The sequence below is a fragment of the Pseudomonas sp. LAP_36 genome, assembly GCF_019456785.1.
Taxonomy (GTDB): domain Bacteria; phylum Pseudomonadota; class Gammaproteobacteria; order Pseudomonadales; family Pseudomonadaceae; genus Aquipseudomonas; species Aquipseudomonas tritici.
Window position 1 is genome coordinate 107745 of sequence record NZ_JAHZMS010000008.1, and the last position, 20064, is coordinate 127808.

Consider the following 20064-nt stretch of genomic DNA (forward strand, 5'->3'; position numbering starts at 1 on the left):
CGCCATGTCCGACTACCTGCTGCAAATGAACGGCATCGTCAAAACCTTTGGCGGTGTCAACGCCCTCAACGGCATCGACATCAAGGTACGGCCGGGGGAATGCGTCGGCCTGTGCGGCGAGAACGGCGCCGGTAAATCAACCCTGATGAAGGTGCTGTCGGCGGTTTATCCGTACGGCACCTGGGACGGTGAAATCCTCTGGGACGGGCAGCCGCTCGAGGCTCAGTCAATCAGCGAGACCGAGGCGGCGGGGATCGTGATCATTCACCAGGAACTGACCCTGGTGCCTGACTTGTCGGTGGCCGAAAACATCTTCATGGGCCACGAAATGACCTTGCCGGGTGGGCGCATGAACTACCCGGCAATGATCCACCGCGCCGAAGCCTTGATGCGTGAGCTCAAGGTACCGGACATGAACGTCGCGCTGCCGGTGTCGCAGTACGGCGGCGGCTACCAGCAACTGGTGGAAATCGCCAAGGCCCTGAATAAACAGGCGCGCCTGTTGATTCTCGATGAGCCCTCCTCGGCCCTGACGCGCTCTGAAATCGAAGTACTGCTGGACATCATCCGCGGCCTCAAGGCCAAGGGCGTGGCCTGCGTGTACATCTCCCACAAGCTCGATGAAGTGGCGGCGGTGTGCGACACCATTGCGGTGATCCGCGATGGCAAGCACATCGCGACCACGGCCATGGCCGACATGGACATCGCGCAGATCATCACCCAGATGGTCGGCCGCGAGATGAGCAACCTCTACCCCACCGAGCCGCATGACGTAGGCGAGGTGATTTTCGAGGCGCGCAACGTCACCTGCTATGACGTCGACAACCCCAAGCGCAAGCGTGTGGACGACATTTCCTTCGTGCTCAAACGCGGGGAAATCCTCGGCATTGCCGGGTTGGTGGGCGCCGGGCGTACGGAACTGGTGTCGGCACTGTTCGGCGCCTACCCAGGGCGCTACAGCGCCGAGGTGTGGTTGGACGGCCAGGTGATCGACACACGCACGCCGCTCAAATCCATCCGCGCCGGGCTGTGCATGGTGCCCGAGGACCGCAAGCGCCAGGGCATCATTCCCGACCTGGGCGTGGGCCAGAACATCACCCTGGCGGTGCTCGATACCTATGCGCACATGACGCGTATCGATGCCGAAGCCGAACTGGGCAGCATCGACCAGCAGATCGCACGCATGCACCTGAAGACCTCCAGCCCGTTTTTGCCGATCACCAGCCTGTCCGGGGGTAATCAGCAAAAGGCCGTGCTGGCGAAAATGCTGATGGCCAAGCCCAAGGTGTTGATCCTCGACGAACCCACGCGCGGCGTGGACGTGGGCGCCAAATATGAGATCTACAAGTTGATGAACGCCCTGGCGGCCGAAGGGGTGTCAATCATCATGGTGTCCTCGGAGCTGGCCGAAGTACTCGGGGTCTCCGACCGTGTGCTGGTGATCGGCGAAGGCCAGCTGCGCGGTGACTTCGTCAACAATGGCCTCACCCAGGAACAGGTGCTCGCGGCTGCGCTCAGCCATAACAATAATGATCGGAAGACCGCGTAGATGAATCAGCTCAAACAGCTGTTTACCCGCTACAAAATGCTCGCCCTGGTGATCGCCGTGGCGGTGATCTGGCTGTTTTTCAGCTGGCAGACCGAGGGCGGGTTTCTCACACCACGTAACCTGTCCAACCTGCTGCGGCAGATGTCGATCACCGGGATATTGGCGTGCGGCATGGTGCTGGTGATCATCAGCGGCGAGATCGATTTGTCAGTGGGGTCATTGCTCGGGTTGCTGGGCGGGTTGGCGGCGATCCTCGATGTGGTTTATCACGTGCCGCTGCTGGCCAACCTGAGCCTGGTGGCGTTGTGTGGGCTGATGATCGGCCTGGCGAACGGCTACATGACCGCGTACCTGCGGATTCCTTCGTTTATCGTTGGCTTGGGTGGGATGCTGGCATTTCGCGGGATTCTGCTGGGGATCACGGGCGGTACCACCATTGCGCCGGTTTCGCCGTCGCTGGTGTATGTGGGCCAGGGGTATCTGCCGCATTCGGTGGGTATTGGGCTCGGCGTCTTGTTGTTTGCACTGACGCTGTTCCTCACGTGGAAACAACGACGCAATCGCGCGCTGCATGGTCTTGCGGCACATTCCCTCGTGCGTGACCTGGTGCGCGTGGTACTTATCGGCGCCGTGCTGGCCGGGTTTGTCACCACGCTCAACAGTTACGACGGCATTCCCGTCCCCGTCTTACTTCTGCTCGTGCTTCTGGGCGTATTCAGCTACGTCACCAGCCAGACCGTGTTCGGCCGCCGCGTCTACGCGGTGGGCAGCAACATGGAAGCCACGCGCCTGTCGGGCATCAACGTGCAGGCGGTGAAGCTGTGGATCTTCGGCATCATGGGCGTGATGTGCGCCCTCGCCGGCCTGGTCAACACCGCCCGCCTCGCTGCCGGTTCGCCGTCGGCGGGGAATATGGGCGAGCTGGATGCCATCGCTGCGTGCTTTATCGGCGGCACGTCCATGCGTGGCGGCTCGGGCACGGTGTACGGCGCGTTGTTGGGCGCGTTGGTGATTACCAGCCTGGACAATGGCATGTCGATGCTGGATGTGGACAGTTACTGGCAGATGATTGTGAAGGGCAGCATTCTGGTGTTGGCGGTGTGGGTGGATGTGAGTACGCGGACAGGTCGTCGGTAACGGTCCGGAAAAACACCGAAGCTCCCACATTTGAGAGGTGGCGTTAGCGGCATTTGGTCATGGTTTGAGAAGCGCCAGCAAGGCGTGTCGCGTTTAATTGCAGGACGTTTCCTAGACAATCTTTGTCGCCTTGTGCCTGCAGGAATCAATGGCGAGCCTGCGATCCACCCTCGCGCGCCTGAAGCCATCAACAGCGCAGGCATAAAAAACAGGCGTAAAAAAGCCACTCCGAAGAGTGGCTTTTTAGTCAGTTACTGGCTCAACACAACATCGCGCATCGCCGGGATGTAACCGTAGTCGTAAGCCTCCTGCACAAACGAGCGATCGCCTTTCAATACAATCCTCACGGTGGGTGCTTCGGTGCCGCCGATGCGGTAGTCATCGCCGCTGGTGGGCACGCTGTCGATAAACGAGGTCACCAGGCCATTGGGCATCACGCAATGGGAATACGTCTGGAATGGCTGCGAAGGCGGATTGCCAAGCACCAGACCGGAAGCGTTCATCAGCGTATAGGGACCAAACAGGTGATCACTGACAAACCCATAAACGCCATCCGGGCCGGTCACGCCGTCCGCGTAAGTGAATTTGTGGCTGATGGTGAACAGGTAATACTTGTCGTCCTGGAACACATAGTGCGGACGCTCGGTCTGGTCGTTGACCCCCACGGCAGTGACCAGGGGCGGCAGAATTTCCCACTCGTCACCGTTAAGGTCTCTGGCCACGGCGATGCCGATGCAGCCAACCTGATAACGTGCCCCGCCGACATCTTCATGCCCTGGCGGCACCAGGCCTATTTCATTCGGGCCCACTTCGTGAGTCCCGCGCTCGCCGGCAACGTTGCCTTCAAACACCATGTACAACTTGCCATCTTTGGGATCGATAAAGGGGCTGGGATCGCGAAAGTTCCAGGTCGAATTTTGCGCTTCGGTTTGGTAATAGATGCCGTCGGCATCAAACAGTGATTTGACCTGATCAAAGCCCTGCAGGGTAACGCCGGTATCCGACGTAACCACTTGGCCCCTGACTTTGGCAATGGTGGCGCCCGGTGTGACGCAGGTGTAGTACAGGTCGATATCACCGTTGTTATTCAGCAGGATCGGTGTGCCTGCCCATTCACGCGTGGTCGGCGAAACCCCTTCGGCCATGACCCGGCCGCCGAAGATCCAGTCCTTGCCGGTGCGCGAGTACCAATAGCAGATACGCGCATGGCCATGGCGGTCTTCCCAATCGCGCTTGATGTCGTAGCGGCCATCGGCGTTGATGAATTGTGGATCATGGGGGCGACGGTCGGCGGTCAGGGTGAAGATCACCGACCAGCCATTGACCGATACCACCGTGCCATCCAGTTCACGCAAGGGCATGGTGTCCCAGATAAAGACCGTGTCACTCATGACAGGAAAGTCAGGACTCACTAACGGCTGTGTCGTCGTCGGGTCATTCTCATTAACTTTCAGCGCATCGGCCCGTGTCCAGCGAGTGGGTGTGTGATTCGCGTGTTTCATGATGATGTCCTTTTGCTGACGCTTAAGTGACAAGCGAAGATTAAATAGCACATGACAGCCAACAACTTAATAGTGGCTGAAAGAGCAAGAGATAGTTGGCTCTGCAAGTGCGAAATAAGGTTTAACATGGAAGCCTACCTGTCGCAACATGAAGAATTATTTAGATTACAAAGGCCATCACTGTATTTATATCCTTGATATAAATACAGTGGCACCCGTATTAAATGATCGTTAAGTAGAAAGCTAGCTAATCAACTACCAAAGATCAGGGCTACCGACTGGGCGCCGGCATTCTTCTGGGTAAAGTCCTTGGCTTGTGCGGCGGTCTTCAAGGTATAGCCATAGTTGGAAAGGGCCGTCCATTGCGCTTTAGGCGACTTCTGGTTGGTGATCGGCGGGACACTGTTGGTATCGGTGAACGTGCCAGTGCCTTTGTCGTCCAACATGCCTTTATTTTGGCTGCCTTCGCCAAAGTAGTTACTTTCAGAAAGGATATTGGCGTTTTGTGCCAGGGTAAAACCGAGGTGGAAGTTATTGATGTAGTTGTTGTACACATGAAAATAACCGTAACGCATCAAGCCAGGCGCACGCACTTCCATGTTGTCGAAGCGGTTATGGCACAGCGTCAGGCGCGGATAACCATTGAACTCTGCTTTATTATCATCGGCCGGGTGGCCGAAGATCAGGCCATACTTGTGGCTGCCAAAGAAGCAGTTGCTGATGGTGGCATAATCGGCCTTTTCACCGATATACAGCAGTTTATCTTCACTGCCGTCAGTGATGGACCAGCTGTGCCCGACGAAAGAGCAATGGTCAATCCAATACTTGCTGCCGTAGTTCAAGTAGACCTGAATATCGTCATTGGCCTTGATATTTGCCGAATGCTTGAAGATAAGATTCTGCAGAATAATGTTCTGCGACTGCGCCGTTGCACGCAGGTGAATATTCTCCAGGGTGCGGTTCTGGAACGAGCCAATCAGGGTCTTGTTGGCGCCCATGTTGACTTTGGTCAGACTCGACGCCGAGATATTACTGTTGATCACCAGTACCCGTGGGGTGGTATCGCCGATATTAGCCTTGAGTTGATCGAGTGTGGTGATACTGACCACAGGGCCGGACCAGCCACCTGTCACTTTTGCCGCTTGGGCGAAACCGGTCAAACCGGTGAGTTTGCTTTCTGGATAGGACATGAGTTCCCTCTCTATCAATAAAATGGCTCGGTAAGACGAGCCTGTGCATCAAGTTAATCCGTTAACTTGCACACAGTGTTTGGCAGGACTGAGGTTGCCGGGTGTTGGTCGATCAGCGCTTAAACACTGTGTTTATGTACAGTATTCTCGATTCACTGGATCGTCAACCCTTACGCAGCCAAAAAATGTGGGAGGGGGCAAGCCCCCTCCCACATTTGCCCTGCTGTGTTCTTTTGGCCGTTACTTGGACACAGGCATCGCAAACTCCGCGCCCTGCTCGATGCTCTCCGACCAGCGCTGCATGATCGACTTCTGCTTGGTGTAGAAGCGCACGCCCTCAGTGCCGTAGGCATGCATGTCGCCGAACAGACTCTTCTTCCAGCCGCCGAACCCGTGCCATGCCATCGGCACCGGGATCGGTACGTTGATGCCGACCATGCCCACTTCAATCCGTCGTGCAAACTCGCGGGCGATATTGCCGTCGCGGGTGAAGCAGCTCACGCCATTGCCGAACTCGTGGTCGTTGACCAGTTTGATCGCTTCGGCGAAGTCATTTACGCGCACGCACGCCAGCACCGGGCCAAAGATTTCTTCGCGGTAGATGCTCATCTCTTTGGTCACGTGGTCGAACAAGGTCGCGCCGAGCCAGAAGCCATTTTCCAGGCCCGCTTCGGTGGGCACGTAGTCGCGCCCGTCGAGCAGCAGTTGCGCGCCGGCCTGTACGCCTTGTTCGATGTAGCCGCTGATACGCTCCAGCGCCGCGCGGGATACGATCGGGCCCATTTCGGCCTTGAGGTCGCGTCCGTCGGTGATGCGCAGTTGCTTGGCACGCTCGGTCAAGGCGGCGATGACTTTGTCACCCACATCACCCACCAGCACGGCGACGGAGATGGCCATGCAGCGTTCGCCGGCACTGCCGTAGGCGGCACCCATCAGGGCGTCGACGGTTTTTTCGATATCCGCGTCGGGCATCACCACCATGTGGTTTTTGGCGCCGCCCAGGCCTTGCACGCGCTTGCCATTACGCGCGCCGGTCTCGTAGATGTATTGGGCAATCGGGGTAGAGCCAACGAAGCTCACGGCCTTGACGTCCGGGTGTTCGATCAGCGCATCAACCGATTCCTTGTCGCCCTGCACCACGTTGAACACGCCTTTGGGCAAGCCGGCTTCGCGCAGCAGTTCGGCCATGAAAAGCGACGCGCTTGGGTCGGTCGGGCTTGGCTTGAGGATGAAGGTATTGCCCGCCGCGATGGCGATCGGGTACATCCACATTGGCACCATCACCGGGAAGTTGAACGGTGTAACACCGGCCACAACGCCGAGCGGTTGGCGCATCGTCCAGTTGTCCATGCCACGGGAAACCTGGTCGGAGTGTTCGCCCTTGAGCAGGTTGGGAATGCCGCAGGCAAATTCGAGAATGTCGATGCCACGGTCGACTTCACCCTGGGCGTCGGTAAAGACCTTGCCGTGCTCGGCGACGATGATGCGCGCCAGGTCATCCTTGCGTGCACGCAGCAGGTGCAGGTATTCGAACAACACGCGGGCGCGGCGGATGGGCGGAGTGTCGGCCCAGTCGGCGAAGGCAGCCTGGGCAGCGGCAACGGCTTCGGAGACAGTTTGGCGGCTGGCCAAGGCGACGCGGCCAGTCTTTTCGCCGGTGGCCGGGTTGTAGACGTCCTGATAGCGATCATCGGGGCTCACGCGCTGGTCGTTGATGTAGTGCTCGATTGTGGTTGTCATGGCAGTAAATCCCAGGTGGGTAGCGTTGGGACACACGATAGGCTTCCGATTTGTTCCAAACCAGAGCAGAATCCAGAACTTATTGTCCATTAATGCGAACAATACAATTATGGAAAAAGCTGAGATCGAAGGGCTGTGGACCCATATTCACTGGCTGTCGGTGCTGGAAGAACAAGGCACCTACACCGCCGCTGCCGCGCGTCTGGGCGTCAGTAAGTCCGCCGTGAGCCAGCGCATTTCTGACCTGGAAAAGGCTACCGGGACGCGGCTGGTAACGCGGACCACACGCAGCGTCAGGCTGACCGATGCGGGGTTGTCGCTGACCCGTGAAGTGCGCAGCGCCTACGAGCAAATCGCCCGCAGCTTCTCGTCTGTGCGCGACTCGGTCGGAGAGATTCGCGGGCTGGTGCGGCTGACGGCGCCCGTGGCGTTTGCCCGTCAGCAATTGGTGCCGCATCTGTCGGAGTTTTTGCAACAGTACCCGCAGGTGCGCATCCAACTGGATGTGTCGGACGCCCTGAGTTCTCTGGCCGCCGAAGGGTACGACCTGGCCGTGCGCCACGGTTTCCAGGTGCCGGAAACCCATGTGGCGTGGAAATTGTGCGATACCGGCTCGGTGCTGGTGGCCACCCAGGATTACCTGCAACGCCACGGTGAACCCCGCGAGCCCGGCGACCTGTCCGCGCACAACTGCCTGTTCTACCCGCGCGGCACCGACCAGCCCGCCTGGACCTTCGAGCGCGGCACTAAAAACGTCGAACGCCTCACCGTGCCGATCTCCGGCAGCTTCGCCACCAATAACAGCGAAGCCTTGCGCGACTCGGCGCTCAACCACCTGGGCATCGCCCTGCTCCCGGATTTCAGCGCTCACGCCGCGCTGGCCAGCGGCAAATTGGTGCAGGTGCTCAAAGGCTGGGTGCTCAAGGGCGCGTTTGCTGATGAGATCTACCTGATCCGGCCGTATTCGCCGCATGTGCCGAAGGCGGTGAGTGTGTTGGTCGGCTACCTGAAGGACAAACTGTCGAGTGGATTTCGATTTACGAGGTGAGGTTTACCTCTTGCTCAGCAGAACCAAAAGTCCATAATGGACAAATTAGTTTACCTGCGGAGACACTCATGCCCAGCACACCTCACGTGATCCACCAGGCCCAGGCCCGCGAACTGCTCGCCAAAATCGATGTGCCGCAGATCCTGCGCAAGCTGTTCCATGACCTGGCGGCCGGGCAAGCAGTACAGCCGGCGCAGCAACTGGTGGAGTTCCCGCAAGCGGCTGGCGACTTCATCAATTACCTGGGCGTGCTGGCCGAGGATGGGGTGTACGGGGTCAAGACCTCGCCGTATATCGTGCGTGAGCAGGGGCCACTGGTGACCGCATGGACCTTGTTGATGTCAATGCAGACCGGCCAGCCACTGCTGCTGTGCGATGCCGCCGAGCTGACCACGGCACGTACGGCCGCTACGACTGCACTGGCGGTGGATGCGTTGGCGCCTTTAGCCGCGCGGCGTTTGGCGATTATTGGCAGTGGCAAGGTGGCGCAAGCGCATTTGCACTATGTGAAGGATTTCAGGGATTGGCAGACCATCAGCGTGTATTCGCCAAGCCTGGCCAAGGCGCCCGCCGAGACCATCGAGCAGCTCAAAAGCCTGGACCCACGTGTGGTCATCGCCAAGAGCTGTGATGAGGCGGTAGAAGACGCCGACGTGATCCTGCTGTGCACCTCGTCAGCCGGGCCGGTGCTCGACCCGACGCGCCTGAGCAAACCGGCGTTGATTACTTCCATCAGCACCAACGCCCCGCGCGCCCATGAAGTACCGTCGCAGTCCCTCAATGGCATGCAGGTTTTCTGCGATTATCGCCAGACCACCCCAGGCTCAGCCGGTGAAATGCTGATCGCCGCTGAACAACACGGTTGGGACCCGCGCGCTGTGGTCGGCGACCTGCCCGAACTGCTCAGCGACCACGTCCAGCGCCCGTCCTACGACCGCCACGTATTTTTCCGTTCCATCGGCCTGGGCCTGGAAGACATCGCACTGGCCAATGCCCTCTGGAGACAACTATGAGCCACGCAGACTTCATCATCATCGGCGGCGGCATTGCCGGAGCTTCCACGGGGTTCTGGCTGTCGCAGCACGGCAAGGTGATTGTGCTGGAACGCGAAAGCCACCCGGCCTATCACTCCACCGGGCGTTCTGCAGCCCTGTATACCGCCGCTTATGGCACACCGCAGGTGCGCGCGTTGACCCTGGCCAGCCGCGAGTTTTTCGACAACCCGCCGCCGGGCTTTTGCGAACATCCATTGCTTACGCCACGCGGCGAAATGACGGTGGATTTCATTGGCGATGCAGCCGAGTTGAACGCCCAGTACCTCAGCGCCAAGGCCACCGTGTCGCAGGTTGAACTGCTCAGCGCCGACGAAGCCTGCGCGAAGCTGCCGATCCTGCGCCGCGAAAAAGTCCGCGGTGCGCTGTATGACCCGACTGCCAGCGACATCGACACCGACGCCCTGCACCAGGGCTACCTGCGCGGTATCCGCCGCAACGGCGGCGAAGTGCGCACCGACAGCCACGTGCTCGGTTTGAGTCGCGACGCCGCCGGCGTTTGGCAGGTGCAGACCCAGGACACGACCTATACCGCGCCGATCATCATCAACGCCGCCGGCGCCTGGGCTGATCACATCGGCGGGCTTGCCGGGGCCGCGTCCATCGGGCTGCAACCCAAGCGCCGCTCGGCGTTTATCTTCGCCGGCCCCGAAGGCGTCGACAGCCATCACTGGCCGATGCTGGTGGCGCTGGACGAGTCGTTCTATATGAAACCCGACGCTGGCATGTTCCTCGGTTCACCGGCCAACGCCGACCCGGTCGAACCCCAGGATATCCAGCCCGAAGAGCTCGACATCGCCATGGGCATCTACCAGATCGAGGAAGCCACCACGCTGACCATTCGCCGCCCGACGCGCACTTGGGCCGGTCTGCGCAGTTTTGTGCACGACGGTGATTTGATTTCGGGTTATGACCCTCGGGTAGCGGGCTTGTTTTGGGTGGCGGCACAGGGCGGCTATGGCATCCAGACCTCTCCCGCCATGGGCCAGGCCAGTGCGGCACTGGTGCGCGGCGCACCGCTGCCAGAGGGATTGACGCGGTTCGGCCTCGACGCTGGTATGCTCTCCCCTGCCCGCCTGGAGCCCCTCGATGAACACCGTTGAACAAGACCACGTCATGCAGAACTTCCGCGCGATGGCCGACGCCATTGCCACCCTGTTTTTCCCCCATGCGGAAGTGGTGCTGCATGACCTGCGCTCGCAAAAAGTCGATTACATTGCCAACAACCTGTCCAAGCGCAGCATCGGCGATGACTCGGCGCTGGAGGACATGCTCAGTGATGACGTCAGCGAAGTGAACATCGGCCCGTACGAAAAGCTCAACTGGGACGGTCAGAAAATCCGCAGCCTGAGCACGGTGCTGCATGACCATAAAGGTCGTCGGCTGGCGGTACTGTGCATCAATCTGAATATTTCACTGTTTGAAAACGCCAAGGCGGCGCTGGACCTGTTCCTGTCGCCGAGCAAACTGATCCCGCAACCGGACTCGCTGTTTCGCGATGACTGGCAGGAGCGCATCAATACCTTCCTGCATGCCTGGATGCGCGAGCGTCAGTTGAGCCTGAACCTGCTGAACCGTGACCACAAGCGTGAGCTGGTGCTGGCGCTGCATGCCGAAGGGGCGTTCAAGGGCAAGAGCGCGTCGAACTATGTGGCCAATGTGCTGGGCATGGGGCGGGCGACGGTCTACAAGCATTTGAAGGAATTGAAGGGCTGAACAAATCAACTGGGGGGCTGGTTTGCTGCCTGTAGTGAGCGGGCTTGCCCCGCGCTGGGTGGCGAAGCCGCCCCAATAAAGACAACGCCGAGCTCCAGATAAAACCAAGTCGCCTGATTTGGGGCGGCTTCGCCACCCAGCGCGGGGCAAGCCCGCTCACTACAGTTGCCCCGTGCCCTCGGAAGATTCCGTGCTCACAATCAATCGCCGTAGATGTCGGATTTGAAGTACTGCTGCGAAAGCTTCTGGTACTCGCCACTGGCCCGAATGCCATCGATGGCCGCGTTCAACTCGCTGACCAACGCGCTGTTACCCTTGCGCACCGCAATCCCGGCGCCCTCGCCCACGTATTTCGGGTCCTTGAGTTCGGGTCCGACAAACGCGTAGCCCTTGCCACGCGGCATCTGCAGGAAGTCGTTCAACGGGATGGTGTCGGCGAAAATCGCATCCAGCCGCCCTGCCGCCAAGTCCATGTAGATCTCTTCGTTATTGCTGTAGCGCTTGACGTTGATGCCCTTGGGTTCAAATACCTCGGTGGCATAACGATCAGTGGTGGTAGCGCGCTGCACACCCACCGTCTTGCCTTTAAGGCTGGCGTACTGGTCATCCACCACCGCCCCCTCCTTCATCACCAGCCGAGACGAGGTGAAGTAGTACTTGTGGGTGAAATCCACCGACTTCTTGCGGTCTTCGTTGATAGTCATGGACGACAGGGCCATGTCGATTTTCTTCACCTTGAGGGAAGGAATCAGACCGTCGAACTCACCTTCAACCCACACACACTTGACCTTCATCTGCGCGCACAGCGCATTGCCGATGTCGTAGTCGAACCCGACGATCTTGCCTTCCTCGGTCTTGGACGCGAACGGCGGGTAAGCCGCCTCGATGCCAATGCGCAGGGTTTTCTCGGCGGCCAGTAGATGGCTGGAGGCGATCAGGCCGAGGGCCAGGGCGGTGATGAGGGGAAGTTTCTTCATGAGGGTTTCTCGCAAGTTGTTGTTGGTTTGGCAAGATTGAAGAAAAAGATGAGTCACTTTTTTGTACTTATAATTCCATACTGGACTTTTATGTATTAATCGTCAATCACATCGACTCCCAGGCTGTCAGGTAAATCTTCTCCCGAATCAAATAAAAAATGTCCACGCCCTGCAAAGGGCGTGGACATTTTTGCTCAAGCGTTTATTGCTTGGCGTGTTTCGCCTGGGCTTCAGGCATCGCCGAAGAATGATGATTGAGAATCTTCCACTGGCCACCGACCTGCTCGTAGACAAAGGTGTAGCGCGCTTGCACATGACGGACCTTGCCGCCCGCTTCAGTCAGGGTGAAGGTGTAGACCCCACTGTCCATGGCCACGTTGCTGCCCAGTTGGCGGATCTCACGGTAGTTGATCTGGCCGACGGGCTTGAGCGCCAGGAAGTGATCAAAGTAGTCCTTGATCTGATCCGGGGTGGTGCGCACTTGGTTGGACACAGTGGGCTGCAACACCGCGCCCGGCGCATACAAGTCGACCACCGTTTGCACGTTACCGGTCTGCAAAGCGCTGTTCCAACGGTCAAACAAACCGGCAATCTCGCGGTCTTTGACATTGGCCGGTGCCTGAGCCACGTCGCGGTACACGTACGGGACTGTTTGAGCCGCTTGGACAAACGGGGCGCTCAAGGCGAACATCAGGGCAAGCGTGGCGGTGTTGAACTTCATGGCGATACTCCAGTGGTGGTCCGTGAGCACACTTTGCCAACCCGCCGGCCACCGGACATCGGCCAACCGGGGCCGTTTATCTATGCCATTTGGCAGATGGCGCCCCGTGCGGTTAACGCGGTTTAATAACCGCGCCTGCGCCCGCAGCGTGTGCCCGTACCGGAGCCGAAACATGCAAAACCCGCCACACGACGCCACGCCCCCTGATCCCAACAGCGCCTTGGCTATTCGCGCGCACTATCGGCAATCCGAGAGCCGCACTGCGCGCCTGCGACTGTTGGTCGAGACCGGCCAGGAATTAACCCAACTGAGCCCACACGCCATGCGCGAGAGGGTGCTGGCGCGGGCGTGCGCATTTCTCGCGATGGACCATGGCGTGCTGCAGGAGTGGGACGCCGAGGGCAACGTCAGCACCACCGCCAGCCACGGCAGCCAGGCGCGCTTGGGCAGCCTGACCGGCATTGCTGACCGCCGCTTACGCACGCCCTGCTGGCAGGAGTTGCCGGACGGCGCCCTGCCCAGTGTGTTGCAAGTGCCGTTGCGCGGGGGTGACGGCAATGCCTTCGGCGCCTTGATCCTGGCCAACAGCGTCAGCCTGCGGGCGCCGGATAATGAAGACAGCGAGTCCCTGCAATTGCTCGCCACGCTGCTGGCCGCGCACCTGGAAAACGACCGGCTGCTGACCACCCTCAAGACCCGCGACCGGACCCTGTCGGACCTGGTCAACCAACTGCTGCGTGCCCAGGAAGACGAGCGCAAGCGCGTGGCCTACGACCTGCACGACGGCCTGGCGCAAACCCTCGCCGGCTTGCATCAGCGCCTGCAAGGGTTTGCCGGCCGTTGTCCGACACTGCCAGGCACCTTGGACGCGGACCTGCAGGCGATCCTGGCCCTGGCCCAGCACTCGGTCGGTGAAGGCCGGCAACTGATCGCCGGCCTGCGCCCCACCGTGCTGGATGACTTCGGCTTGTTCAAAGCGCTCGACAAAGAGGCCGACCGCCTGCGCGACGCCGCCATCAGCGTGCAGTGGAGCGCAGGTTACACGGGGCGCTTGCCCAGCCAGGTGGAAATCGCCTTGTTCAGGATCGGCCAGGAAGCGATTAACAACGTCCTCAAGCATTCGCAGGCAAGCCACGTGCAACTGGCCCTGGGACTGCACGAGCACGCTGTCTCATTGCGCGTGAGCGATAACGGCAAAGGCTTTGCCTTCGACCAACCGCTCGACACCCAGGACGCTCAGCATCTGGGCCTGGCCACCATGCAGGAACGCGCGAGCCTGCTGGGTGGCCAGCTCACGTGCACCAGTGCAATCGACTGCGGTACCCAACTGCACGCCCGCGTGCCGGCTCAACTGAATGGAGCGCCGCAATGACCCACGTATTACGCCTGGTACTGGCGGACGATCATGAAGTCACGCGCACGGGGTTCGTCGCGCTGCTGGCCGGTCATCCGCAATTCGAAGTGGTCGGCCAGGCGCGTGACGGCCAGCAAGCGGTAGACCTGTGCGAGCAGTTGCTGCCCGACATCGTCATCCTCGATATTCGTATGCCGGTGCTCAATGGCCTCGGTGCCGCGCGCCTGCTGCAACAACGGCTGCCGGCGCTGAAGGTGGTGATGTTCACCATGGACGACAGCGTTGATCACTTGGAAGCGGCGATGAACGCCGGCGCCGTGGGCTACCTGCTCAAAGACGCCAGCCGTGATGAAGTGATCCATGCGCTGCAACAGGTCGCAGCGGGTGAAGAAGCGCTCAATAGCGCCGTCAGCGCACGCTTGCTGAGGCGCATGACCGAGCGCAGCGCAGCAGGCGCCACCCCCACGGAAAACCTCACGCCACGCGAACGCCAGGTGCTGGGGCTGGTGGCGAACGGCAAGAGCAACCGCGAGATAGGTGAACAGCTGGGCATTACCACCGGCACCGCCAAAGCCCATGTGGAACGGGTCATCGGCAAGCTCGGTGCGGCAGATCGCACCCAGGCGGCCGTGCGGGGCATCGCGTTGGGCCTGGTGACACACGCATGAAGGTCTTCTACGCCAGGCGTTGGGCTGACCTGCCGCTACGGGGCAAGGCCCTCGTGGTGATTTCGCTGCCCTTGGTGGTGTTGCTGTTGTCGCTGGTACTGATCTACATCACCGAGCGCCAGACCGCCCGCGCCGAAGAAGACGTGCGCCGTGTACTGCGGGTGCAAGGCGACATCCGCGCCGTGCATACCCTGCTGGCAGAAGCGGCCGCCAGCGTGCGAGGTTACCTGCTGACCCGCCGCGAGGATTTCCTGCCGAGTTACCGCAACGCCAAGCCGCAGATCGAATCGGCCCTGCGCCGGCTCGACGGCAACGTTCGTGATCAACGGGTGCGTGAACAGCTCGCGGCGATCACGCCGCTGATCAACAGCAAAATCGACGGCCTGGAGGACATGCTCGGCGACCCGACCACCAACCAGGCATCGATCACCACGATTCTGGTCAGCAACAAGCACATCCTGGATGCCTTGCGTCAGCACATCGGCACCATGCTCACCCTTGAGGACTCGTTGCTCGCCGAGCGCACCGCAGCCGCGGCCGAAACGCGCCAGCGGCTACTGCTGTCGACCTGGCTGGCCGCCATCTGTGGGCTGTTCGGGGCCATCGTTGCGGTGCTGTTTCTGTCCAAGGGCATTGTCGCGCGCGTGCAGAATGTTCAAGGCAATGCGCAACGCCTGGCATTGGGTCAGCCCCTGCTGCCGCAACCCCCGGAAAACGATGAAATTGGCCAACTGGGCACGCGCCTGGTGGAAGCCGGGATGCTGCTGGCCGAGCGCGAACGCGCGTTGCGCGAGAACGAAGAGCGCCTGCGGCTGATCATCGACGGGGTCAAGGACTACGGGATTTTCGCCCTCGACACGGCGGGCCACGTCACCAGTTGGAATGCCGGTGCCGAGCGGATCAAGGGCTACACCGAGGAGGAAATCCTCGGCCAGCACTTCTCGGTGTTCTACCTGCCGCAGGAATGCCCGCAACACCCGGCCATGGCGTTGGCCGAAGCCACCCGCAACGGCGATTACATGGAAGAAGGCTGGCGCTGCCGCCAGGATGGCACGCGCTTCTGGGCCAGCGTGGTGATCACTGCGCAGTTTGACGCGACCGGCGCATTACGCGGCTTCTCGAAGATCACCCGCGACATTACCGACCGCCGTGCGGCCGAGATTGCGCTGGGCACCGCGCGTGAGGAAGCCGAACGTGCGAGCCGGGCCAAAAGCGAGTTTCTGTCGCGTATGAGCCACGAGCTGCGCACCCCGCTCAACGCGATCCTGGGCTTTGCGCAACTGCTGGACATGGACGCACCGAGCAGCCAGAAGGCACAGATCGGCCACATCCTGCGTGCTGGTCAACACCTGCTGACGCTGATCAACGAAGTGTTGGACATTGCCAAGATCGAAGCCGGGCGCTTGCCGTTGAACATCGAATCGATCCCGTTGGCGATCACGCTGCACGAGGCGCTGACACTGGTGTCGCCCATGGCCTCTGACGCGGGAATCCAGTTGAAACCGGTGCCCGCCCTTGCCGCCGACCTCGGGATTGTTGCTGATCGGCAGCGCCTGACCCAGGTGCTGCTGAACCTGCTGTCCAACGCGATCAAGTACAACCGGCCGCAGGGCCAGGTCAGCATTGAGGTAGAGGTTGAGCCACCGCACCTCCGCGTATCGGTGTGCGACACGGGCAACGGTATTGCCCTGGATAGCCAGGGCCAGTTGTTCAAGCCATTCGAACGCCTGGGGGCCGACCCCAATGTGGAAGGCAGCGGCCTTGGCCTGGCGCTGAGTAAAAGCTTGCTGGAGATGATGCAAGGCAGCCTGAACGTGCAAAGCCAGGTTGGTAGCGGCTCGCGCTTTACCCTGGCGTTACCGTATGCGCGGTTGCCAGAGCCTCAAGGCATGACCGTCGCCGTCATCGAGAGCCCGACGCCGACGCCGGCGCCTGCCCTCGCCTCCCCGGCCACCCAGGGCAAGGTGCTGTGTATCGAAGACAACCTCTCCAGCCTGGCGCTGATCGAAACCTTGCTGCAACGTCGTCCGGGGATAAAGCTGCTCTCCAGCATGCAAGGCCAACTGGGGCTGGACCTGGCCGCGCAGCACGCGCCGCAGTTGATCGTGCTGGACGTGTCGCTACCGGACATCGATGGTTTGAGCGTGCTCAGGCGCCTGCGTCAGTCCGCGATCACGCGCAACACGCCAGTACTGATGATTACCGCCGACGCCAGCACCCTCACCCGCCTGGCCTTGCACGACGCTGGCGCGACGGCGGTGCTGAGCAAGCCGATCAACGTGCCGTCGTTTCTCGCCCACCTTGACCACTGCTTCCCGGAGCCCGTGTGACCACCGACCTGCGTATCCTGATCATCGACGACCAACGCCCCAATCTCGACCTGGTCGAGCAACTGCTCGCGCGCGAGGGTTTGACCAACGTGCTGAGCAGCACCGAGCCGCTGCGCACCCTGGACCTGTTCAACAGCTTCGAGCCGGACCTGGTGATTCTCGACCTGCACATGCCGCAGTTCGACGGGTTCGCGGTGCTGGAACAGCTCAACCGGCGCATCCCGAGCGGCGAATACCTGCCGATCCTAGTGTTGACCGCCGACGCTACCCGCGACACGCGCCTGCGCGCCTTGGCGTTGGGCGCCAGGGACTTCATCAGTAAACCGTTGGACGCGCTGGAAACCATGCTGCGGGTGTGGAACCTGCTGGAAACCCGCATGCTCTACAAGCGGCTGCGCACCTTGGTGCCGGCGGACCAGATTGAATTGCTGCAACGGCGCGACTCGACATCTACCGCACCGAACATCCGCCGCTGCTAGGTCACAAGGTCAGGTCTACAACTGGTCACGCGAGACACCGTTGCTCACGCGAACGATATCCGCCATGACCGCAAGGGCAATCTCTGCCGGGGTCTTGCTGCCAAGTTTCAGGCCAATCGGTGCATGAATGCGGTCAAGGTCCTGCTGCCCTATTCCACCAATACGCTGGACACGCTCCATACGCTTTTCGCTGGTGCGCCTGGAACCCATGGCGCCGATGTAAAACGCCGGAGTCCTGACCGCCTCCAACAACGTCAGATCGTCCATGCGCGGGTCATGCGTCAGGGCCACGATGGCCGTGGCGGCGTGGCAACCCCCTTGAGCAATATAGGTGGCTGGAAACAGCTTGACCAACTCAACGCCCGCCATCGTGAAACCGTCCGTCAACTCGGGTCGCGGGTCGCACACAATCACTTCAAAACCCAACGCCGCTGCAAAACCGGCACAAAACTCCGCCACTGGCGACAGACCGGCAATCAGCAGGCGCAGGGCAGCGCCAATGACGGCGCGAGCCCTCCCTCGCCATACGCTATGGCCTTGCTCGAGCCATGCCAGTGCTTGCTGGATTACCTGAAGGTCTAGATTTTTCATGCGTTGCGAACCGGCCCTCTCAACTCGGACTGTATTGACTTGAGTATGTGGGGTGACGCGCTGGGGCAATTGCCTGATCGAGGGATTTTGTTGCCCAATCCAACGACAAGCCTGAACACGCGGCCTCATATGAGGAATGCCACAGGCATGACTTTTTTGCACAACGCTCTGGTGTTTTTGGGCGTTCTGCTCTGATTTATGCGTGCCTATACTCGGCCCAGCCTCTCGGTTCGGCCGAGGGCCAGTCCCACAACAATAATTAAGGACAGCCACCATGACCCAGCCCTTCCTGGCCGCTCGGGATTTTCTACTCGCTCACCGCACCGACTACGCCACTGCCGTACGGGATTTCCGCTGGCCGCAACTGGGCGAATTCAACTGGGCCCTGGACTATTTCGACGCCATGGCGGAGGGCAATGCGGCCAATGCGCTGTGGATCGTCGAGGAAGACGGCAGCGAGCAGCGCTACAGCTTCGAGCAACTGGCCGCACGTTCGAACCAAGTGGCCAACCACCTGCGCGCCCACGGGGTTGGGCGCGGTGATCGCGTACTGCTGATGCTCGGCAATGATGTGGCGCTTTGGGAAACCATGCTCGCCGCCTTCAAGCTCGGTGCAGTGGTCATCCCCGCCACCGCCCTGCTGAATGCCGACGACCTGCGTGACCGTATTGAGCGCGGGCAGGTTCGTCACTTGGTGGTCGGCGAGGCACATGTGAGCAAATTCGCCGGGCTGGCTGAAGGCTGCAGCCGCATCTGCGTGGGTTCGGCGCCTGCCGGCTGGGTCGCACACAGCGCCGCCTATGAATATCCCGAGCAGTTCGAAGCCGAAGGCCGCACCCTGGCCACCGACCCGATGCTGCTGTATTTCACCTCGGGCACCACATCAAAACCGAAGATGGTGTTGCACAGCCACCAGAGCTACCCGGTGGGCCATCTGTCGACGATGTACTGGATCGGCCTGCAGCCGGGCGACCTGCACCTAAATATTTCCTCACCGGGGTGGGCCAAGCATGCTTGGAGCTGCCTGTTTGCGCCGTGGAACGCCGGCGCCTGCATTTTTATCCATAACGTCGCGCGGTTTAGCGCGCCGGCCTTGCTCAGTGCATTGGAACGTTACGGCGTAACCAGCCTGTGCGCGCCGCCCACCGTGTGGCGCATGCTGATCCAGGAAGATCTGGCCAGCTACAAATCGCGCCTGAACCTGCGCGAACTGGTCGGCGCCGGTGAGCCACTGAACCCGGAAATCATCGAGCAGATCCAGCAGGCCTGGGGGTTGCCGCTGCGTGATGGTTTCGGTCAGTCGGAAACCACGGCGCTGGTGGGCAACACTCCTGGGCAGTTGCTCAAGCCAGGCTCCATGGGCCGCCCGCTGCCGGGCTATCACGTGGCCCTGCTCGACCCGGATGGCAACCCCGCCAATGAAGGCGAAGTCGCCCTGCCCCTGGACGTGCGCCCGCTCGGCCTGATGCTGGGCTACGAAGACAGCCCGGAAAAAACTGCAGAAGTCATGCGTGACGGCTATTACCGCACCGGCGACACCGCGCAAATCGACGCCGACGGCTACATCACTTTCGTGGGCCGCGCCGACGATGTGTTCAAGGCCTCCGACTACCGCATCAGCCCATTCGAGCTGGAAAGCGCATTGATCGAACACCCGGCAGTGATGGAAGTGGCCGTAGTGCCCAGCCCCGATCCCGTGCGCCTCGCCGTGCCCAAGGCATTCCTGATCCTGGCCCATGATGCCCCCGGCAGCGCCGAGCTGGCCCGGCATATCCTGGCCTTTGCCCGCGAACACCTAGCGCCCTACAAGCGGGTGCGACGTATCGAGTTCGTCACCGAGCTGCCCAAGACCATTTCCGGCAAGATCCGCCGCGTTGAACTGCGCCAGATGGAGGTACTGCGTCGTCAGAGCGATACACGCGGCGAGCAGGAACACTTCGAGGAAGATTTCGCATAAAAAAGCCCGGTGACACACGCGGATGTGTCACCGGGCAAAGCGAAGCGACCAAG

General features: G+C 60.7%; 16 protein-coding genes and 1 pseudogene. 11 read left to right on the forward strand and 6 right to left on the reverse strand.

What is annotated here, in order from left to right; all coding sequences use genetic code 11:
* Nucleotides 1–4 precede the first annotated feature (4 nt).
* Both xylG and JBO08_RS22665 read left to right on the forward strand, forming a co-directional pair.
* Nucleotides 5–1549 (forward strand): D-xylose ABC transporter ATP-binding protein, encoded by a 1545-nt coding sequence (gene xylG, locus JBO08_RS22660; protein WP_175403056.1) that lies wholly within the window; start codon nt 5–7, stop codon nt 1547–1549.
* Nucleotides 1550–2686, forward strand: coding sequence for a sugar ABC transporter permease (locus JBO08_RS22665; protein ID WP_065881450.1), 1137 nt, complete (start codon nt 1550–1552; stop codon nt 2684–2686). It begins immediately after the preceding gene.
* Between the two features lie 251 nt (nt 2687–2937).
* Here the strand turns inward: JBO08_RS22665 and JBO08_RS22670 are convergent, their stop codons facing one another.
* The 3 genes from JBO08_RS22670 to JBO08_RS22680 all read right to left on the reverse strand — a co-directional run bounded on the left by JBO08_RS22670 (nt 2938) and on the right by JBO08_RS22680 (nt 7118).
* Entirely contained in the window at nt 2938–4188 is a 1251-nt protein-coding gene (locus tag JBO08_RS22670) for a glycoside hydrolase family 68 protein (RefSeq protein ID WP_186753044.1), read from the reverse strand.
* A gap of 251 nt (nt 4189–4439) precedes the next feature.
* The gene (locus JBO08_RS22675; protein ID WP_065881453.1) at nt 4440–5378 is read right to left on the reverse strand and encodes a pectate lyase; all 939 of its coding nucleotides are present in this window, start codon (nt 5376–5378) and stop codon (nt 4440–4442) included.
* A gap of 240 nt (nt 5379–5618) precedes the next feature.
* Nucleotides 5619–7118, reverse strand: coding sequence for a CoA-acylating methylmalonate-semialdehyde dehydrogenase (locus JBO08_RS22680; protein ID WP_065889348.1), 1500 nt, complete (start codon nt 7116–7118; stop codon nt 5619–5621).
* A 109-nt stretch (nt 7119–7227) separates the two neighbouring features.
* Between JBO08_RS22680 and JBO08_RS22685 the strand changes: the two genes are divergently transcribed.
* The 4 genes from JBO08_RS22685 (at nt 7228) to JBO08_RS22700 (ending at nt 10934) form a co-directional block, all read left to right on the forward strand.
* Nucleotides 7228–8166: a LysR family transcriptional regulator gene (locus JBO08_RS22685; protein WP_065876265.1), complete on the forward strand. Its 939-nt coding sequence runs from the start codon at nt 7228–7230 to the stop codon at nt 8164–8166.
* Nucleotides 8167–8234: 68 nt separating this feature from the next.
* On the forward strand, nt 8235–9179 hold the full coding sequence (locus tag JBO08_RS22690) for an ornithine cyclodeaminase family protein (protein WP_065946268.1): 945 nt from the start codon (nt 8235–8237) through the stop codon (nt 9177–9179).
* Nucleotides 9176–10321 carry an FAD-binding oxidoreductase gene (locus JBO08_RS22695; protein WP_065876267.1) on the forward strand — a complete coding sequence of 382 codons (1146 nt, stop codon included), beginning with the start codon at nt 9176–9178 and terminating at the stop codon, nt 10319–10321. Before JBO08_RS22690 ends, JBO08_RS22695 begins: the two co-directional genes overlap by 4 nt.
* The gene (locus tag JBO08_RS22700) at nt 10308–10934 is read left to right on the forward strand and encodes a transcriptional regulator (RefSeq protein ID WP_065876268.1); all 627 of its coding nucleotides are present in this window, start codon (nt 10308–10310) and stop codon (nt 10932–10934) included. Before JBO08_RS22695 ends, JBO08_RS22700 begins: the two co-directional genes overlap by 14 nt.
* Before the next feature lie 200 nt (nt 10935–11134).
* Here the strand turns inward: JBO08_RS22700 and JBO08_RS22705 are convergent, their stop codons facing one another.
* Complete coding sequence (locus JBO08_RS22705; protein ID WP_065889343.1) at nt 11135–11911, reverse strand: ABC transporter substrate-binding protein; 777 nt, start codon at nt 11909–11911, stop codon at nt 11135–11137.
* A 202-nt stretch (nt 11912–12113) separates the two neighbouring features.
* On the reverse strand, nt 12114–12632 hold the full coding sequence (locus JBO08_RS22710; protein WP_065876270.1) for an SgcJ/EcaC family oxidoreductase: 519 nt from the start codon (nt 12630–12632) through the stop codon (nt 12114–12116).
* A gap of 172 nt (nt 12633–12804) precedes the next feature.
* Between JBO08_RS22710 and JBO08_RS22715 the strand changes: the two genes are divergently transcribed.
* The 4 genes from JBO08_RS22715 to JBO08_RS22730 are packed head-to-tail and all read left to right on the forward strand — an operon-like array spanning nt 12805 to nt 17463.
* On the forward strand, nt 12805–14004 hold the full coding sequence (locus JBO08_RS22715; RefSeq protein ID WP_065876271.1) for a sensor histidine kinase: 1200 nt from the start codon (nt 12805–12807) through the stop codon (nt 14002–14004).
* The gene (locus JBO08_RS22720; protein WP_049708890.1) at nt 14001–14654 is read left to right on the forward strand and encodes a response regulator transcription factor; all 654 of its coding nucleotides are present in this window, start codon (nt 14001–14003) and stop codon (nt 14652–14654) included. The genes JBO08_RS22715 and JBO08_RS22720 overlap by 4 nt, the downstream gene beginning before the upstream one ends.
* Nucleotides 14651–16984: an ATP-binding protein gene (locus JBO08_RS22725; RefSeq protein ID WP_065876272.1), complete on the forward strand. Its 2334-nt coding sequence runs from the start codon at nt 14651–14653 to the stop codon at nt 16982–16984. The genes JBO08_RS22720 and JBO08_RS22725 overlap by 4 nt, the downstream gene beginning before the upstream one ends.
* Nucleotides 16981–17463, forward strand: a complete 483-nt coding sequence (locus tag JBO08_RS22730; protein WP_049708892.1) for a response regulator — start codon at nt 16981–16983, stop codon at nt 17461–17463. Before JBO08_RS22725 ends, JBO08_RS22730 begins: the two co-directional genes overlap by 4 nt.
* 15 nt (nt 17464–17478) lie before the next feature.
* On the opposite strand, the pseudogene JBO08_RS22735 reads toward JBO08_RS22730, so the two are convergent.
* Nucleotides 17479–17964 (reverse strand): annotated as a pseudogene (locus JBO08_RS22735) (XdhC family protein); the annotation flags it as partial.
* Nucleotides 17965–18328: 364 nt separating this feature from the next.
* Here JBO08_RS22735 and JBO08_RS22740 point away from each other — a divergent pair.
* Nucleotides 18329–20011 carry an AMP-binding protein gene (locus JBO08_RS22740; protein ID WP_065876273.1) on the forward strand — a complete coding sequence of 561 codons (1683 nt, stop codon included), beginning with the start codon at nt 18329–18331 and terminating at the stop codon, nt 20009–20011.
* Nucleotides 20012–20064: the final 53 nt, after the last annotated feature.

Bases quoted from the DNA above. Each gene is read 5' to 3' on its own strand.
- JBO08_RS22705 (WP_065889343.1), bottom strand. From the start codon at position 11,911: ATGAAGAAACTTCCCCTCATCACCGCCCTGGCCCTCGGCCTGATCGCC.
- JBO08_RS22695 (WP_065876267.1), top strand. From the start codon at position 9,176: ATGAGCCACGCAGACTTCATCATCATCGGCGGCGGCATTGCCGGAGCT.
- JBO08_RS22690 (WP_065946268.1), top strand. From the start codon at position 8,235: ATGCCCAGCACACCTCACGTGATCCACCAGGCCCAGGCCCGCGAACTG.
- JBO08_RS22725 (WP_065876272.1), top strand. From the start codon at position 14,651: ATGAAGGTCTTCTACGCCAGGCGTTGGGCTGACCTGCCGCTACGGGGC.
- JBO08_RS22720 (WP_049708890.1), top strand. From the start codon at position 14,001: ATGACCCACGTATTACGCCTGGTACTGGCGGACGATCATGAAGTCACG.
- JBO08_RS22670 (WP_186753044.1), bottom strand. From the start codon at position 4,188: ATGAAACACGCGAATCACACACCCACTCGCTGGACACGGGCCGATGCG.
- JBO08_RS22665 (WP_065881450.1), top strand. From the start codon at position 1,550: ATGAATCAGCTCAAACAGCTGTTTACCCGCTACAAAATGCTCGCCCTG.
- JBO08_RS22710 (WP_065876270.1), bottom strand. From the start codon at position 12,632: ATGAAGTTCAACACCGCCACGCTTGCCCTGATGTTCGCCTTGAGCGCC.
- JBO08_RS22715 (WP_065876271.1), top strand. From the start codon at position 12,805: ATGCAAAACCCGCCACACGACGCCACGCCCCCTGATCCCAACAGCGCC.
- JBO08_RS22675 (WP_065881453.1), bottom strand. From the start codon at position 5,378: ATGTCCTATCCAGAAAGCAAACTCACCGGTTTGACCGGTTTCGCCCAA.
- JBO08_RS22740 (WP_065876273.1), top strand. From the start codon at position 18,329: ATGACCCAGCCCTTCCTGGCCGCTCGGGATTTTCTACTCGCTCACCGC.
- JBO08_RS22685 (WP_065876265.1), top strand. From the start codon at position 7,228: ATGGAAAAAGCTGAGATCGAAGGGCTGTGGACCCATATTCACTGGCTG.
- JBO08_RS22700 (WP_065876268.1), top strand. From the start codon at position 10,308: ATGAACACCGTTGAACAAGACCACGTCATGCAGAACTTCCGCGCGATG.
- xylG (WP_175403056.1), top strand. From the start codon at position 5: ATGTCCGACTACCTGCTGCAAATGAACGGCATCGTCAAAACCTTTGGC.
- JBO08_RS22680 (WP_065889348.1), bottom strand. From the start codon at position 7,118: ATGACAACCACAATCGAGCACTACATCAACGACCAGCGCGTGAGCCCC.